Annotated in this window: 9 protein-coding genes and 1 CRISPR repeat array; of the genes, 6 read left to right on the top strand and 3 right to left on the bottom strand. The window is 55.2% G+C overall.

Features of this window, described 5'->3' with window-relative positions; all coding sequences use genetic code 11:
• Positions 1 to 254 precede the first annotated feature (254 nt).
• The 6 genes from hutI (at position 255) to FKM52_RS05020 (ending at position 8,221) form a co-directional block, all read left to right on the top strand.
• Complete coding sequence (gene hutI, locus FKM52_RS05045) at positions 255 to 1,487, top strand: imidazolonepropionase (RefSeq protein WP_141175094.1); 1,233 nt, start codon at positions 255 to 257, stop codon at positions 1,485 to 1,487.
• Positions 1,484 to 2,437, top strand: coding sequence for a formimidoylglutamase (gene hutG, locus FKM52_RS05040; RefSeq protein ID WP_141175093.1), 954 nt, complete (start codon positions 1,484 to 1,486; stop codon positions 2,435 to 2,437). The genes hutI and hutG overlap by 4 nt, the downstream gene beginning before the upstream one ends.
• A gap of 69 nt (positions 2,438 to 2,506) precedes the next feature.
• Positions 2,507 to 3,244, top strand: a complete 738-nt coding sequence (locus tag FKM52_RS05035) for a histidine utilization repressor (protein WP_141175092.1) — start codon at positions 2,507 to 2,509, stop codon at positions 3,242 to 3,244.
• Positions 3,245 to 3,534: 290 nt separating this feature from the next.
• Positions 3,535 to 5,220, top strand: a complete 1,686-nt coding sequence (gene hutU, locus FKM52_RS05030) for a urocanate hydratase (RefSeq protein WP_141175091.1) — start codon at positions 3,535 to 3,537, stop codon at positions 5,218 to 5,220.
• A 1-nt stretch (position 5,221) separates the two neighbouring features.
• A complete protein-coding gene (gene hutH / locus FKM52_RS05025; protein WP_141175090.1) occupies positions 5,222 to 6,751 on the top strand; it encodes a histidine ammonia-lyase in 1,530 nt (509 codons plus the stop codon).
• An 81-nt stretch (positions 6,752 to 6,832) separates the two neighbouring features.
• Positions 6,833 to 8,221, top strand: coding sequence for an amino acid permease (locus FKM52_RS05020; protein ID WP_141175089.1), 1,389 nt, complete (start codon positions 6,833 to 6,835; stop codon positions 8,219 to 8,221).
• Positions 8,222 to 8,233: 12 nt separating this feature from the next.
• Positions 8,234 to 8,933: a CRISPR direct-repeat array (repeat unit 29 nt; unit sequence CGGTTTATCCCCGCTGGCGCGGGGAACAC).
• Between the two features lie 552 nt (positions 8,934 to 9,485).
• Here the strand turns inward: FKM52_RS05020 and lpdA are convergent.
• The 3 genes from lpdA to aceE all read right to left on the bottom strand — a co-directional run bounded on the left by lpdA (position 9,486) and on the right by aceE (position 15,819).
• Complete coding sequence (gene lpdA / locus FKM52_RS05015; protein WP_141175088.1) at positions 9,486 to 10,910, bottom strand: dihydrolipoyl dehydrogenase; 1,425 nt, start codon at positions 10,908 to 10,910, stop codon at positions 9,486 to 9,488.
• Between the two features lie 219 nt (positions 10,911 to 11,129).
• Positions 11,130 to 13,142: a dihydrolipoyllysine-residue acetyltransferase gene (gene aceF / locus FKM52_RS05010; RefSeq protein WP_141175087.1), complete on the bottom strand. Its 2,013-nt coding sequence runs from the start codon at positions 13,140 to 13,142 to the stop codon at positions 11,130 to 11,132.
• Between the two features lie 13 nt (positions 13,143 to 13,155).
• Positions 13,156 to 15,819: a pyruvate dehydrogenase (acetyl-transferring), homodimeric type gene (gene aceE, locus FKM52_RS05005; RefSeq protein WP_141175086.1), complete on the bottom strand. Its 2,664-nt coding sequence runs from the start codon at positions 15,817 to 15,819 to the stop codon at positions 13,156 to 13,158.
• Positions 15,820 to 15,909: the final 90 nt, after the last annotated feature.

Genomic DNA, 15,909 nt, shown 5'->3' with positions numbered 1-15,909 from the left:
TAAAACCAAGACAAATTATTTTTTAGCTTTTACCAAACTACTGGTGTTTAACCCCATGATGTTATGAAAAAAATCGCTCCATCTTTTTGATACAACCCACATTAATCCGCTGCTTTTTTCCACAAATCACCTGGCTCCTTAATGTCTGGCAATGTTGTCCATCACAAAGACATAACATCATCGCAGGGTTTTATTGACAGAACTCTTCCGCTACCAATAAATGTATATACAACACATGACAACTGGAAGATATCATTGTGCAACTGTTACCTACCGATATTATCTGGCGGAATATCAAAATAGCGACACTCGATCCTACTCGTCCCAAACCCTATGGCATGCTGGAAAACCACGATCTTGTCCTGCGCGACGATCGCATCCTTACCATCACGCCTTGCGGCGAAGTCTCCGGCGGCATCGTTCACGACGGCGGTGGACGATTGGTCACGCCAGGACTAATTGATTGCCATACCCACCTCGTTTTTGGCGGCAACCGCGCCGCTGAATGGGAGCAGCGCCTGAACGGCGCCTCCTATCAGGAGATCAGCGCCCGCGGCGGCGGCATCAACGCCACGGTCAAGGCAACCCGCGAAGCATCGGAAAATCAGCTGCTGGCGCTTGCCGCTGGCCGCCTGCAACGATTGCTGCGCGAGGGCGTAACCACCGTTGAAATTAAATCGGGCTATGGCCTTTCATTACAAAGCGAAGCAAAAATGTTGCGCGTAGCCGGTCAGCTGGCAGAACGGTATCCGGTAGAAATCAGCCGGACGCTGCTGGCCGCCCACGCCACGCCCGCAGAATATCGTGACGATCGGGACGGCTATATCACGTTGATTTGCGAAACGCTGCTGCCGCAGCTCTGGCAGGAGGGGCTGTTTGAAGCGGTGGATGTCTTTTGCGAAAGCGTCGGTTTCAGCCCGCAGCAGTGCGAACGGGTATTTACCGCGGCGCAACAGCACGGTATTCCGGTAAAAGGGCACGTGGAGCAGCTTTCTCTGCTCGGCGGCGCGCAGCTGGTAAGCCGCTATCAGGGGTTATCAGCCGATCATATTGAATACCTCGATGAAGAAGGCGTTAAGGCGATGAGCGCCAGCGGCACGGTAGCGGTACTGTTGCCCGGCGCGTTCTATTTTCTTCGTGAAAGCCGTCAGCCGCCGGTAACAGCGCTGCGTCAGCATAATGTGCCGATGGCGGTTGCGACCGATTACAACCCCGGCACCAGCCCCTTTGCCAGCCTGCATCTGGCGATGAATATGGCCTGCGTGCAGTTCGGGCTTACTCCGGAAGAGGCCTGGGCAGGCGTCACCCGCCACGCAGCACAGGCGCTGGGGCGGCAAAATACGCATGGTCAGCTTAAAGCCGGGTTCGTGGCGGATTTCTGTCTGTGGGATGCGGATCGGCCGGTAGAAATGGTGTATGAACCAGGACGCAGCCCGCTTCACGCCCGCATTTATCGCGGTCAGCTAACCCAGGAGAATTTTTTATGAAGCAGTGGCGCCCGGTTTCACCTGACGTCTGGCAGGGACGTGATGACACGCAGGAGGCGGCAAATGCGCTGCGCCTGTTCCAGACCACCACGCGCTATAGCGACTTTCATCCCGATCGGACAGACGAAGATATTGTGCTGTTAGGATTTGAGTGCGATGAAGGCGTAAAACGTAATCACGGGCGTCCCGGCGCCGCTCAGGCGCCTGACATTCTGCGGCGTTCGTTAGCCAATATGGCCAGCCATAAGGATCAACCCTCCCTGGCCGATCTGGGCAACATTTTTGTTTCAGCGGATGACCTGGAAGGCGCGCAGCAGACGCTGCGTGAAGCGGTGCTGGCCTGTCAGCGCGCAGATAAGCGCACCCTGGTATTAGGCGGCGGTCATGAAACCGCCTGCGGCCACGGGCTTGGCGTTCTGGATGCTTTTCCGCAAAAAAAGGTTGGCATCATTAATCTGGATGCGCACCTTGATTTACGCCATGCGCCGCACGCAACCTCTGGTACGCCTTTTCGCCAGCTGGCGCAATATTGTGAAGCGCAGCAGCGCGCATTTCGCTACGCCTGTTTCGGTTTAAGCATGGCGGCAAATACCCAGGCGCTGCTGGATGAAGCGGCAAAGCGTCAGGTAACTATTGTGGACGATTTGTGCTGCCTGAACGCGCCTGAAACGGCGCTCGCCACGCTGCATCAGTTTATCGCGCAGCTGGATATTATCTATCTGACGGTAGACCTCGATGTCCTGCCCGGCTGGCAGATGCCCGCCGTTTCCGCGCCTGCGCCGCTCGGTATTCCCGGCGCACAGCTGCTGCGGCTAATTGAGCCAATATGCTGCAGCGGTAAACTTCGGGCGGTGGATCTGGTGGAATTTAATCCCGCTTACGATCGTGATAAACAGGGCGCCAGCCTGGCGGCGCGCATCGCCTGGCAGATAGTCCGCTGGTGGGGATAAATAGCTGAATAATGACCTGAATTGGGTATACTTAGGCCTTCCCGTTCAGCCATCGTAAGGATTGCTCGCATGTTCTCGCCCCGCTCCCGATCAGCATCCGTTACTGCGCCCGTACCGTTTTACGAAAAGGTAAAACAGGCCATCAGCCAAAAGATCAGCGCAGGCGAGTGGCGTCCGCACGATCGCATCCCCTCCGAGGCGGAGCTGGTGGCGCAGTTTGGCTTCAGCCGCATGACGATCAACCGTGCGCTGCGGGAACTTACTGACGAAGGCTGGCTGGTGCGCTTACAGGGCGTGGGCACTTTTGTCGCAGAGCCTAAAGGCCAGTCGGCGCTGTTTGAAATTCGCAGTATTGCCGATGAAATTGCGGCCCGCCGCCATCGGCATCGCTGTCAGGTATTAAAGCTGGAGCAAACGGATGCCAGCTTTAATCTGGCGGCGGCGCTGAGCGTTGAGGAAGGCACGCCGGTATTCCACTCGCTGCTTATTCATTTCGAAAACGATATTCCGGTTCAGATAGAGGATCGCTGCGTTAATGCAGCGGCGGCGCCGGAATATCTACAGCAGGATTTTACCCGTACCACGCCGCACGCCTACCTTTCGCTGGTGGCGCCGCTGACCGAAGGCGAACATATCGTAGAGGCAGTTCAGGCCAGGCCCGAAGAGTGCGCTCTGTTGCAGATTGAGATAAGCGAACCCTGCCTGCTAATCCATCGCCGCACCTGGTCGACGCAGCATATCGTTTCCCACGCGCGCCTGCTTTTTCCCGGCTCCCGCTATCGCTTACAGGGACATTTTATGTCCTGAGTCTGTTAATTATGCCAAAGTAAACAGATTGTGAATGCGTGACAGCGAGCGCAAAATTGCGCAAAAGTCCTTTTCTCATTACCCTTTGATTTATTTATAAAAACTGTATTAAGTCATTTCCTGCTTTTTTCCACCCCTATTTTAATACACTGATATTATTGAATTTTATATGTGTCCTAATTGTTAAAGCAGCATTTGCGCGAATTTGTATAGACAAGTATATATGTTTGCAGCCGCGCCCTGCCTTGCCGGGCCGAAATATAAATGCAAACCCACAGGAGTGAACTGCGATGTCGCAAAGCAAATACCGCAACCAGGAGATCCGCGCCCCGCGTGGAACCACGCTGAATGCCAAAAGCTGGCTGACCGAAGCGCCGCTGCGCATGTTAATGAATAACCTGGACCCCGAAGTGGCGGAAAACCCACATGAGCTGGTGGTCTACGGCGGCATTGGCCGCGCGGCCCGCAACTGGGAATGCTTTGACGCCATTATCGCTACGCTGAAAGAACTGGAAAATGATGAAACCTTGCTGGTGCAATCCGGTAAGCCGGTCGGCGTATTTAAAACCCATGACAACGCGCCGCGCGTGCTGATTGCTAACTCCAATCTGGTACCGCACTGGGCCACCTGGGAACACTTTAACGAGCTGGACGCCAAAGGCCTGGCGATGTACGGACAGATGACCGCCGGCAGCTGGATCTATATCGGCAGCCAGGGAATTGTGCAGGGAACCTATGAAACCTTTGTTGAAGCGGGGCGTCAGCACTATGGCGGCGATCTGACCGGGCGCTGGGTACTGACCGCCGGGCTTGGCGGCATGGGTGGCGCGCAGCCGCTGGCGGCTACGCTGGCCGGCGCCTGCTCGCTGAATATTGAATGCCAGCAGAGCCGCATCGATTTTCGCCTGCGTACCCGCTACGTTGATGAGCAGGCCGCTTCTCTTGATGATGCGCTGGCGCGCATTAAAAAATATACCGCCGAAGGCAGAGCGGTATCCGTGGCGCTGTGCGGCAATGCGGCGGAGATCCTGCCGGAGCTGGTCAAACGCGGCGTGCGCCCCGATATGGTTACCGATCAAACCAGCGCGCACGATCCGCTGCACGGCTATCTGCCTGCCGGCTGGAGCTGGGAAGAATATCAGCGCCGTGCTGAAAGCGAACCGCAGCAGGTAATCATCGCAGCTAAACGCTCGATGGCGGAGCATGTACGGGCGATGCTGGCGTTTAAAGCGATGGGTATCCCTACCTTTGACTACGGCAATAATATCCGCCAGATGGCGCAAGAGATGGGCGTTGAAAACGCCTTCGATTTTCCCGGCTTCGTGCCCGCCTATATTCGTCCGCTTTTCTGTCGCGGCATCGGCCCCTTCCGCTGGGTGGCGCTTTCCGGCGATCCGCAGGATATCTATAAAACCGACGCCAAAGTAAAAGAACTCATCAAGGATGATAAGCATCTGCACCACTGGCTGGATATGGCGCGTGAACGCATTAGCTTCCAGGGATTGCCCGCCCGTATCTGCTGGGTTGGGCTGGAATGGCGCCAGAAGCTGGGGCTGGCGTTTAATGAAATGGTGCGCAGCGGCGAAGTTTCGGCGCCGATTGTAATTGGCCGCGATCATCTTGATTCCGGTTCGGTAGCAAGCCCTAACCGCGAAACCGAAGCGATGCGCGATGGTTCAGACGCGGTATCCGACTGGCCGCTGCTTAACGCGCTGCTCAATACCGCTGGCGGCGCTACCTGGGTTTCACTGCACCACGGCGGCGGCGTGGGGATGGGCTTTTCGCAGCATGCCGGTATGGTGATCGTCTGCGACGGCAGCGATGAGGCGGCAGCGCGCATCGCCCGCGTATTACACAACGATCCGGCAACCGGCGTTATGCGTCATGCCGATGCCGGTTATGAGATTGCCATTAACTGTGCGGCAGAGCAAAACCTGAACCTGCCGATGATCGCCGCAACCCAGGAGAAACGCTGATATGAATCTGACACTGACTCCCGGTACGCTCACGCTGGCGCAGCTGCGTGAGGTTTACAGCCAGCCGGTAACCCTGACGCTGGATGAAAGCGCTATTCCGGCGATTAACGCCAGCGTCGCCTGCGTAAACGCTATCCTTGCTGAAGGCCGCACCGCTTACGGCATCAACACCGGCTTCGGGCTGCTGGCGCAAACCCGCATCGCCGCAGAAGAGCTGGAAGATCTACAGCGCTCTCTGGTGCTGTCGCACGCGGCGGGTATCGGCGAACCGCTGGATGACAATCTGGTTCGCCTGATGATGGTACTGAAGATCAACAGCCTGGCGCGTGGGTTTTCGGGCATTCGCCTGAGCGTGATTCAGGCGCTGATGGCGCTGGTTAATGCCGGGGTTTACCCTTTTATTCCGGCCAAAGGTTCGGTGGGCGCCTCCGGCGATCTCGCTCCGCTGGCGCATATGTCGCTAACGCTGCTGGGCGAAGGCAAAGCGCGCTATCAGGGCGCATGGCTTCCCGCAGCGGAGGCGCTGAAAAAAGCCGGGCTGGAGCCGATTACGCTGGCAGCCAAAGAGGGGCTGGCGTTGCTTAACGGCACCCAGACCTCTACCGCTTTTGCGCTGCGCGGGCTGTTCGAAGCTGAAGATCTGTTTGCTTCGGCGGTAGTTTGCGGCGCGTTAACTACTGAAGCAGTGCTTGGCTCACGACGCCCCTTCGATGCGCGGATTCATACGGCGCGCGGCCAGCGGGGACAGATCGACGCGGCGGCGCTGTTCCGCCACCTGCTGACGGACAGCAGCGATATCGCCAGCTCGCATAAAAACTGCAGCAAGGTGCAGGATCCTTACTCGCTGCGTTGCCAGCCGCAGGTAATGGGCGCCTGCCTGACGCAGATTCGCCAGGCCGCCGAAGTGCTGCTGACTGAAGCCAACGCCGTTTCCGATAATCCGCTGGTCTTCGCCGAAGAGAACGACGTTATCTCCGGCGGCAACTTTCACGCCGAGCCGGTGGCGATGGCCGCAGATAATCTGGCGTTGGCGATTGCCGAGATTGGATCGCTTTCCGAGCGACGCATCGCCCTGATGATGGATAAACATATGTCGCAGCTACCGCCGTTCCTGGTTAAAAACGGCGGCGTAAATTCCGGTTTTATGATCGCCCAGGTCACCGCCGCCGCACTGGCGAGCGAAAACAAGGCGCTGGCGCATCCGCACAGCGTTGACAGCCTGCCAACTTCCGCCAACCAGGAGGATCACGTTTCGATGGCGCCCGCCGCCGGCAGACGACTGTGGGAGATGGCCGCCAATACGCGAGGCGTGGTAGCCGTCGAGTGGCTTGCTGCCTGTCAGGGCATCGATTTACGCGAAGGGCTTAAAACCAGCCCGCTGCTGGAGAAAGCGCGCCATATCCTGCGTGAGCGGGTCGCGTATTACAGCCGCGATCGCTTCTTCGCGCCCGATATTGAATCTGCTATTGAGCTTCTTTCCGCTCGCCATTTAACGGCGCTGCTGCCTGCCGAGCTGCCCAGTTATCGGTAACTGTTGTTTTCTGTACCCTGCCGGGGGCAACCCCGGCCTCTCGCATATTCGTAGTCATACAACTATTCTCAGGACCCTGATATGCAACAACAAAAACCACACCTGCTGCGCGGGCTTAGCGCTCGTCATATCCGCTTTATCGCTCTTGGTTCAGCCATAGGAACCGGGCTTTTTTATGGCTCTGCCGCCGCCATCCAGGCAGCAGGCCCCGCCGTGCTGCTTGCCTATCTGGTGGGCGGCGCTGCGGTATTTATCGTGATGCGCGCGCTGGGAGAAATGGCGGTACGCAATCCGATATCCGGCTCATTTGGCAGCTACGCCCGTCACTATCTCGGCCCGCTGGCGGGGTTTATCACCGGCTGGACCTACACGTTCGAGATGATCATCGTTTGTCTGGCGGACGTTACCGCCTTCGGCATCTATATGGGGCTCTGGTATCCCGACGTGCCGCGCTGGATCTGGGTATTAAGCATTATCTTTTTTATCGGTTCGCTAAATCTCTGCCACGTTCGGGTATTTGGCGAAATAGAGTTCTGGCTATCGCTGATCAAAGTGGCAGCGATTATCGCCATGATTGCCGCTGGCGTCGGCGTGATTATGTTTGGCTTCGGCCATAGCTTTCCGGCAACCGGCGTAGAAAATCTTTGGTCGCACGGCGGCTTTGCGCCGGAAGGCATTGGCGGAATTATCGCCTCGCTTGGAATTGTGATGTTTGCCTTTGGCGGCATCGAAATAATTGGTATTACGGCGGCGGAAGCGCGCGATCCGGAGAAAGTGATCCCGCAGGCGATCAATACCATTCCGCTGCGCGTTATTCTGTTTTATGTCTGTACGCTGTTTATTTTGATGGCGATCTTTCCCTGGAGCAGTATTGGTCAACAGGGCAGCCCCTTCGTCTTGATTTTTGACGGTTTAGGCATGCCGGGCGCGGCCAGCGTGCTGAATATTATTGTCATTAGCGCGACAATCTCAGCGATCAACAGCGATATTTTTGGTGCCGGGCGCATGATGTACGGCATGGCAAATGAAGGCATGGCGCCAAAAAGCTTTTTGCGTCTTGCCAGTAACGGCGTGCCCTGGATGACGGTGATTGTTATGGCAATAGCGCTGCTGGGCGCCGTGGTGCTTAATTACCTGATTCCGGAGCGCGTATTTGTACTTATCGCTTCGCTGGCGGCCTTCGCAACGCTTTGGGTATGGCTGATGATTCTGCTGTCTCATTTTGCCATGCGCCGCAGTTTGACAGCGCAGGAGCGCGAGAATATCCGCTTCCCGGTTCCGTGCTGGCCGATAGCGCCGGTGGTAACGCTGATTTTTATGGTGTTGGTCATTGGGGTATTAGGTGCAGTAGCAGAAACGCGTTTGGCGCTTATCGCCGGGCTGGTCTGGCTGGTAATGTTGACGATGATCTATTTCTGGCGGGTTAAAAAGCGCCCGGCTGGCATCGCGCTGGAACATTCGGAAAGCTAAGAAAACAGATATCAGGTTATCCCTGCTGGCGCGGGGAACACGTCCGCAGAGAGATGAACTCCGGATGCCAGACCGGTTTATCCCCGCTGGCGCGGGGAACACCAGAAATCAAAACCGGCGCCAGAATACGGCGGCGGTTTATCCCCGCTGGCGCGGGGAACACCGCTATATTGGTAGGGGGCGGAGTGAACACGGCGGTTTATCCCCGCTGGCGCGGGGAACACAACAGATCCGGTTATTCTCTCCACGGAAATATCGGTTTATCCCCGCTGGCGCGGGGAACACACCGCCACGGCAAAACGGGAACGGTTTATTGCCGGTTTATCCCCGCTGGCGCGGGGAACACCCCTACGTTGGCGGCGCGTTCTGCACCGATCGCGGTTTATCCCCGCTGGCGCGGGGAACACTTCGTTCTTCTGGAGAAGGTCTGGGAGACGAGCGGTTTATCCCCGCTGGCGCGGGGAACACATCAACACAACGAAAGGAAAGGAGGCGTTATGCGGTTTATCCCCGCTGGCGCGGGGAACACATTTCTATCGTTGATGGCGCAGCGTTATAGACCGGTTTATCCCCGCTGGCGCGGGGAACACACGGTCAGAGATACCGTGTTATCTGTGTTCGGCGGTTTATCCCCGCTGGCGCGGGGAACACCGTTGATTCGAATGACGGTGTCACGATGCAGACGGTTTATCCCCGCTGGCGCGGGGAACACTCTAAAATTATATTACTGATTTATAAATAAAAAAACAGCACCTAAAAATCTACCAACCTTTCCGCATTTTTAAAGAACGCTAAACAATTGAAATAAAATAACTTTTTAAAAACTGATTTTTGATTTTTCTGCTCTACCGAAAACCTTTTAAAAACAAAAGGTAAAGCGGGAATAAAAACCAAAATGACGCCAGATACGACAATATTACCATGCAGATTTCATACACTGACAAACCCATCTCTCAGATTAAAAAACAAAGGCTTTATGACAACTTTGTTTTGCTTTTACTTAATTAACTACACGTACGCTATAAATAAAAAACCAGAAAACAATAGTTATATTCTTTATTATTAATAAGTTAATCAATAAAAAATAAACCTGATATAGCTTCATTAAATGCATTTAGGTTATTTAATTTATTTTGAAAAGCTCTGTTCAAAAGATAGAATTTTCACAATAGAAATAATGAATTAGCTAAGCCGTTATTTATAAAAAGCATAAAAAAACGGCCCCTTGCGGAGCCGTTATCAAACGTATTGAAACCGAAAAAAGTTATTTTTTCTTCGCTTTCGGGTTTGGCAGATCGGTGATGCTGCCTTCGAAGATCTCTGCCGCCAGGCCAACCGACTCGTGCAGCGTCGGGTGTGCGTGGATAGTCAGCGCGATATCTTCTGCATCGCAGCCCATTTCGATCGCCAGGCCAATCTCACCCAGCAGCTCGCCGCCGTTAGTACCAACGATAGCACCGCCGATAATACGATGGGTTTCTTTATCGAAAATCAGCTTGGTCATGCCATCGGCGCAGTCGGAAGCGATTGCACGGCCTGATGCCGCCCACGGGAAGGTTGCCGTTTCATAGCTAATCCCCTTCTCTTTCGCTTCTTTCTCGGTCAGGCCAACCCATGCCACTTCCGGTTCGGTATAGGCGATAGACGGAATAACTTTTGGATCGAAGTAGTGTTTTTTACCGGCGATAACTTCTGCTGCCACGTGGCCTTCATGCACGCCTTTGTGCGCCAGCATCGGTTGTCCAACGATATCGCCGATAGCGTAGATATGCGGTACGTTGGTGCGCATTTGCTTATCAACACGGATAAAGCCGCGCTCGTCAACTTCCACGCCCGCTTTGCCAGCATCAAGGTTTTTACCGTTCGGTACACGACCAATCGCTACCAGCACTGCGTCATAACGCTGCGCTTCGGCTGGCGCTTTTTTACCTTCCATAGAAACGTAGATACCGTCTTCCTTCGCTTCCACGGCGGTAACTTTGGTTTCCAGCATCAGGTTGAATTTCTTGCTGATGCGTTTGGTAAAGACCTTAACCACATCTTTATCTGCAGCCGGGATCACCTGGTCGAACATCTCAACCACGTCGATTTCTGAACCCAGCGCGTGATAAACGGTCCCCATTTCCAGACCGATAATACCGCCGCCCATAACCAGCATACGCTTCGGTACTTCTTTCAGCTCCAGCGCCGCAGTGGAATCCCATACGCGCGGATCTTCATGCGGAATAAACGGCAGCTGAATCGGACGAGAACCTGCGGCGATAATTGCGTTATCAAAATTAATTGTGGTTGCGCCGTTTTCGCCTTCAACCACCAGCGTATTCGCGCCGGTAAATTTACCCAGACCGTTAACAACTTTCACCTTACGGCCTTTCGCCATACCGGACAGACCGCCGGTCAGCTGGTTGATAACTTTCTCTTTCCAGGTACGAATTTTATCAATGTCGGTTTTCGGCTCGCCGAAAACGATGCCGTGTTCCGCCAGCGCTTTAGCTTCTTCAATAACTTTAGCAACGTGCAGCAGCGCTTTAGAAGGGATACAGCCAACGTTAAGGCAAACACCGCCCAGGGTGCTGTAACGCTCTACCAGTACGGTCTCCAGACCTAAATCCGCACAACGAAAGGCTGCAGAGTAACCTGCAGGACCTGCCCCAAGCACCACTACCTGGGTTTTAATCTCTGTACTCATCATGACCTCTTAATTGACTTTCCGGCGGGTCAGACGTCACTTTCCTGCTTCACAGTACGCCCTTCATCCACCGGGACGCGTTCACCGCAAGAGTTTACAGAATTGTTAACAGACTGCAAACCGCTTCGGCTCCGTAAGATCCCATTTCCTTCATTCAGGCAGGTTGAGCGGAGATGACCTGACCTGTAAGAAGGCCGGCTTAAGCCGGCCTTTATCGTGTTACATCACCAGGCGGCGAATGTCGCTCAGGGTGTTGTTGATGATGGTAATGAAGCGCGCACCATCGGCGCCGTCAATTACGCGGTGGTCGAAGGAGAGAGAGATCGGCAGCATCAGGCGCGGCACAAACTCTTTACCATTCCAGACCGGCTCCATTGAGGATTTAGACACGCCCAGAATGGCCACTTCCGGCGCGTTGACAATCGGCGCAAAATGGGTAGTGCCCAGACCGCCGATACTGGAGATAGTAAAACAGCCGCCCTGCATTTCGCCAGCGGTTAATTTTCCATCACGCGCTTTTTTAGAGATAGTCATCAGTTCGCGGGAAAGCTCAACGATGCCTTTCTTGTTAACATCCCTGAATACCGGAACCACCAGGCCGTTAGGCGTATCTACCGCCACGCCGATGTTGATATATTTTTTCAGCGTCAGCTTCTGGCCATCTTCAGAAAGCGAGCTGTTGAAGCGCGGCATCTGCTCCAGCGCGGCAGCCACCGCTTTCATAATGAAGACCACCGGCGTGATTTTCACATCCAGCTTACGCTTCTCAGCTTCCGCATTCTGCTGTTTACGGAACGCTTCCAGATCGGTGATATCGGTTTTATCGAAGTGCGTAACGTGCGGGATCATCACCCAGTTACGGCTCAGGTTCGCGCCAGAAATTTTCTGAATGCGCCCCAGCTCAACTTCTTCCACCTCACCAAATTTGCTGAAATCGACTTTCGGCCACGGCAGCATGCCAGGCAGACCGCCGCCGCTTGCGGCGGCAGGCGCGGATTCGGCGCGTTTTACCGCCTCTTTCACATACGCCTGCACGTCTTCCTTGAGGATGCGGCCTTTACGCCCGGTGCCTTTAACTTTCGTCAGGTTAACGCCGAATTCACGGGCCAGACGGCGAATAACCGGCGTGGCGTGAACATAGGCGTCGTTCTCGGCAAACTCTTCTTTACCGGCAGCCTGCGGCGCAGCGGCAGCCGGGGACGCTTTCTCAGCCTGCGGCGCTGCCGTCGGCGCGGAAGCTTCCTGTTTTGCCGCCGGCGCGGCGCCCTCAACTTCAAACAGCATAATCAGAGAACCGGTGCTGACTTTATCGCCGGTGCTGACTTTATCGCCGGTGCTGACTTTATCGCCGGTGCTGACTTTATCGCCGGTACTGATTTTGATCTCTTTTACCGTACCGGCAAACGGCGCCGGGACTTCCATGGAGGCTTTGTCGCCCTCAACCACGATCAGTGACTGCTCAGCGGTGACTTTATCGCCCGCCTTAACCAGCACATCCGTAACTTCCACTTCGTCGCCGCCGATATCCGGCACGTTGACTTCTTTGGTTGCAGAACCGCCGGAGGCCGCTGGCGCGCTGGCCGCTTCCTCTTTCACCTGCGGTTTCGCCGCCGCGCCGCCGGAAGCTGCGGTTTCGAACACCATAATCAGCGAGCCGGTGCTGACTTTATCGCCGGTGCTGACTTTATCGCCGGTGCTGACTTTATCGCCGGTGCTGACTTTATCGCCGGTGCTGACTTTATCGCCGGTGCTGACTTTGATCTCTTTCACCGTGCCGGCGAACGGCGCCGGGACTTCCATCGAGGCTTTGTCGCCTTCAACCACGATCAGCGACTGTTCAGCTTCGATTTTATCGCCTGGTTTTACCAGCACTTCGGTTACTTCAACTTCGTCGCTGCCGATATCCGGTACGTTTACCTCTTTGCTTTCCGCCGCGGCCGCAGCAGGCTGCGCATCCGCTTGTTTCTCAGCGGCCGGCGCCGGCGCAGCTTCTGCTGCGCCTTCGGCTTCAAAAATCATAATCAGCTTGCCGGTTTCCACTTTGTCGCCGGTACTGACTTTGATCTCTTTCACCACGCCCGCCTGCGGCGAAGGCACTTCCATCGACGCTTTGTCACCTTCAACGGTGATCAGCGACTGTTCTGCTTCAACTTTGTCGCCGACCTTTACCAGGATTTCGGTGACTTCAACTTCATCCGCACCGATATCCGGTACCTTGATTTCGATAGCCATTAATCTTTACCTCTTATGCCAGACGCGGGTTGACTTTATCGGCGTCGATATTGAATTTGCTAATGGCTTCCGCCACCACTTTCTTATCGATTTCACCGCGTTTAGCCAGTTCACCCAGCGCTGCCACCACAACATAGGATGCGTCGACTTCAAAGTGGTGACGCAGATTCTCACGGCTGTCAGAACGACCGAAGCCGTCGGTGCCCAGTACGCGATAGTCGCTGGCCGGAATGTAGCTGCGTACCTGCTCGGCAAACAGTTTCATATAGTCGGTGGAGGCCACCGCCGGCGCATCGTTCATTACCTGAGCGATGTAAGGCACGCGCGCTTCTTCAGTCGGGTGCAGCATGTTCCAGCGTTCGCAGTCCTGACCGTCACGCGCCAGCTCGGTGAAGGAAGTCACGCTGTAGACGTCGGAACCGATACCGTAATCTTTCGCCAGGATTTCCGCCGCTTCGCGTACATGGCGCAGGATGGCGCCGGAGCCGAGCAGCTGCACTTTACCTTTGCTGCCTGCCAGCGTTTCCAGCTTGTAGATACCCTTACGGATACCCTCTTCCGCTCCCTGCGGCATCGCAGGCATGTGGTAGTTTTCGTTCAGCGTGGTGATGTAGTAATAGACGTTTTCCTGCGCGTCGCCATACATACGCGCCAGGCCATCCTGCATGATCACCGCCACTTCATAGGCGTAGGCCGGATCGTAAGAGATGCAGTTCGGAATGGTCAGCGCCTGGATGTGGCTGTGACCATCTTCGTGCTGCAGACCTTCGCCGTTCAATGTGGTGCGCCCTGAGGTGCCGCCGATCAGGAAGCCGCGCGCCTGCTGGTCGCCCGCCGCCCAGCAGAGATCGCCAATGCGCTGGAAGCCGAACATTGAGTAATAAATATAGAACGGGATCATCGGCAGGTTGTTGGTGCTGTAAGAGGTTGCCGCCGCCAGCCAGGAAGCGCCGGCGCCCAGTTCGTTGATCCCTTCCTGCAGAATCTGACCTTTTTCGTCTTCTTTGTAGTACGCCACCTGCTCACGGTCCTGCGGGGTGTACTGCTGGCCGTTCGGGCTGTAGATACCGATCTGACGGAACAAACCTTCCATACCGAAGGTACGCGCTTCATCCGCAATGATCGGCACCAGACGATCTTTGATCGACGGATTTTTCAGCATCACGTTCAGGGCGCGTACGAAAGCGATAGTGGTGGAGATCTCTTTATTCTGCTCTTCCAGCAGCGGACGGAAATCTTCCAGCGTCGGCATTTCCAGCTTCTCGGTGAAGTTAGGCTGACGGCTTGGCAGGTAGCCGCCCAGCTTCTGACGCTGACCGTGCAGATAGTTGTACTCTTCGGAACCTTTCTCGAAGGTCACGTACGGCAGTTTTTCCAGCGCTTCATCCGCTACCGGCACATTGAAGCGATCGCGCACATAGCGCACGCCTTCCATGTTCATTTTCTTAACCTGGTGCGCGATGTTTTTACCTTCCGCGGTATTGCCCATACCATAGCCTTTAATGGTATGCGCCAGAATAACCACCGGTTTGCCTTTGGTATCCTGCGCTTTTTTCAGCGCCGCGTAGATTTTCTTCGGATCGTGACCGCCGCGGTTCAGCGCGAAGATCTCTTCGTCAGACATATCTTTCACCAGCGCAGCGGTTTCCGGATATTTACCGAAGAAGTGCTCGCGCACGTAGGCGCCATCGCGGGATTTAAAGGTCTGATAGTCGCCGTCGACGGTTTCGTTCATCAGCTGGATCAGCTTGCCGCTGGTATCTTTACGCAGCAGCTCGTCCCAGCGGCTGCCCCAGATCACTTTGATCACTTCCCAGCCGGCGCCGCCGAAGATGCCTTCCAGCTCGTTAATGATTTTGCCGTTGCCGGTTACCGGGCCATCCAGACGCTGCAGGTTACAGTTGATAACGAAGACCAGGTTGTCCAGCTTCTCGCGGGTAGCGATAGTGATGGCGCCTTTAGATTCCGGCTCATCCATCTCGCCGTCGCCGAGGAAAGCGTAAACGGTCTGGGCGGAGGTATCTTTCAGGCCGCGATGCTCAAGGTATTTCAGGAACTTCGCCTGATAGATCGCCGACAGCGGGCCAAGGCCCATGGATACGGTCGGGAACTGCCAGAATTCCGGCAGCAGTTTCGGGTGCGGATAGGAAGGCAGACCGTTGCCGTGAACTTCCTGACGGAAATTGTTCATCTGCTCTTCGGTCAGGCGGCCTTCAAGGAAAGCGCGTGCGTAAACGCCGGGAGAAATATGGCCCTGGAAATAAACCAGATCGCCGCCGTCTTTATCGTTACGGGCGCGGAAGAAATGGTTAAAACAGACTTCATAAATGGTGGCAGAGGACTGGAAGGAGGAAAGATGTCCGCCCAGCTCCAGATCTTTTTTCGAGGCGCGCAGTACCGCCATGATGGCGTTCCAGCGAATTGCGGAACGAATACGGCGCTCCAGAGAGGCGTTGCCCGGATATTCCGGCTCATCTTCAACGGCGATAGAGTTGATATAGTTGCCAACGGCGCTGCCTGCAGCAACCTTTACACCGCCCTTACGCGCTTCGTTCAGTACCTGATCGATCAGGAACTGCGCACGCTCAACACCTTCTTCACGGATGACCGATTCGATCGCCTGTAGCCAGTCGCGGGTTTCGATCGGATCCACGTCATTATGTAAACGTTCTGACATGGGGGTATTCCTTATCTGTGTCTAATACGTTGAATTGTCTGGAGCCTGTCTCCCTGCATTCTGGTTCATTGCAAAATGCAAGGAGACAGG

Origin of the sequence: Mixta tenebrionis (assembly GCF_006517625.1) — a bacterium.
Taxonomy (GTDB): Bacteria; Pseudomonadota; Gammaproteobacteria; order Enterobacterales; family Enterobacteriaceae; genus Mixta; species Mixta tenebrionis.
Note: the sequence above shows the minus strand (reverse complement) of the source record. Positions and strands in the feature narration are given on the sequence as shown.